This window comes from Treponema sp. Marseille-Q4523 (assembly GCF_016901105.1).
In the GTDB taxonomy this organism is placed as follows: domain Bacteria; phylum Spirochaetota; class Spirochaetia; order Treponematales; family Treponemataceae; genus Treponema_D.
Genome location: NZ_JAFEVM010000090.1, coordinates 1 through 1,463, shown reverse-complemented (window position 1 = coordinate 1,463; position 1,463 = coordinate 1). Strand labels below are relative to the sequence as shown.

At 35.4% G+C, this 1,463-nt stretch carries 3 protein-coding genes; all 3 read left to right on the top strand.

Features of this window, described 5'->3' with window-relative positions; translation table 11 throughout:
* The first annotated feature begins 169 nt into the window (after positions 1-169).
* The 3 genes from JSQ97_RS12855 (at position 170) to JSQ97_RS12845 (ending at position 1,459) form a co-directional block, all read left to right on the top strand.
* Positions 170-436, top strand: a complete 267-nt coding sequence (locus JSQ97_RS12855; RefSeq protein WP_205076416.1) for a DUF4160 domain-containing protein — start codon at positions 170-172, stop codon at positions 434-436.
* 9 nt (positions 437-445) lie between these two features.
* Positions 446-688, top strand: coding sequence for a DUF2442 domain-containing protein (locus JSQ97_RS12850; RefSeq protein WP_205076415.1), 243 nt, complete (start codon positions 446-448; stop codon positions 686-688).
* 375 nt (positions 689-1,063) lie between these two features.
* Positions 1,064-1,459 carry a hypothetical protein gene (locus tag JSQ97_RS12845; protein WP_205076414.1) on the top strand — a complete coding sequence of 132 codons (396 nt, stop codon included), beginning with the start codon at positions 1,064-1,066 and terminating at the stop codon, positions 1,457-1,459.
* The last annotated feature ends 4 nt before the right edge of the window (positions 1,460-1,463 follow it).

Sequence of the window (1,463 nt, the reverse complement as noted above, 5' to 3'; positions counted from 1 at the left end):
ACTCCGACAATCGGAAAATCTTTATGTATCAAAGATTTATAAAATTATTCGTATATACAAATATATATTCTGGATAGGTTTCTTTATTGTCTTTACGGTATTATTATTTCATTGATTGTATTAACAAAAGCGATTAAAATTGCGGTATAATAACTAAGAGGAGAAGGCAATGCCGGTGCTTTCCATGTTTTATGGTATAATAATCAGGATGCAAAGTGAAAGAGGAGGAAAACACCATGTTCCGCATATTCATGTAATCTGCGGTGATGACGAATCCGTATTTTCCTTTGATGGTGAAAAACTTGAAGGAACTATCCAAAATTCGAAGATGAAACTTGTTGTAGCGTGGATAGAGATTCATAAAGAAGAACTAAAAGCTAATTGGAAACTTCTTGAGGAAGGGGAACCGTTCTTTAAAATCGAACCGTTAAGGTAGGAGTAAATTATGTTAAGACCGACAGTAACTAAAGTAATTCCTAGAGACGATTACAATCTTGTATTAGAATTTAATAACGGCGAAAAAAAATCATTTGATGTAAAACCGTATATAAAAGGCTCTTGGTTCGGAATGCTGAAAGATATATCATATTTTTCTCGGATAAAAACAAACGGTTTTAACATCGAATGGCCTGACGGCCAGGATATCTGCCCGGATGATTTGTATTTTAATAGTGTGGCAATCGATTAAAAAGCCCCCACATCTGGTGTTTTCCGCGTTACGAAAGATACCGGATGTTAGTCCTACAAATAGGGATATGTATGAGTGCTTCGGAAAATGCCCGAATTTCAGGCGTTTTCCGGAGTAAAAAGCGGATTTCGGAGCGGAAATGAGCTGTTGCGTTACGAAAAATTATTATTTGCCGCAAAAAAATCGGATTTTGCTGTTAAATACGGCGGAAATTCGGCGTAAAACGCAAGTTCGGCAACCATATTGCAATTTGTATGCCTACGCAGCAAATAACCCGGTACGCTATATAGACCCCGATGGAAGGTTTCTTATTAAGACAGCGCAGAAAAAGTAGCGCTAAACAATAAGCGCTTTTTATATTCAGGACGAGCATATATGCAGCCTATGGTAATAGCAAATAACGGTGTTATATGGAATATAAATCTTTTATCTAATAAAACCATAACATTGTCAAAAGCGTTAGATAAGGCAATTGATAATGTAAAAAAAGAGAGGGCGCATCCTTCTGTCTTTTCAAAAACGATGATAATTGCAACCTGTGAAAAACTTGATAGCGATATTTATAAAATAAATGTTGTTGCTGCAATAATAATCGAAACACCAGACGGAGTAATTATAAATTCAAATGAACCTGAAACTGTAGCTTATGCCACAGCTGCTGAAGTTGGAGTTACAAGATTTAATAATAAACCAGATCAAAGACAAATAAATGCAATTGCAAATGAAGTGTTGTCATACACCGATAAAGGAGTTGTAGTTGATGAAAAATAAAAGT

Coding starts and splice junctions, on each gene's coding strand:
- JSQ97_RS12855 (WP_205076416.1), top strand. CDS start 170: ATGCCGGTGCTTTCCATGTTTTATGGTATAATAATCAGGATGCAAAGT.
- JSQ97_RS12850 (WP_205076415.1), top strand. CDS start 446: ATGTTAAGACCGACAGTAACTAAAGTAATTCCTAGAGACGATTACAAT.
- JSQ97_RS12845 (WP_205076414.1), top strand. CDS start 1,064: ATGCAGCCTATGGTAATAGCAAATAACGGTGTTATATGGAATATAAAT.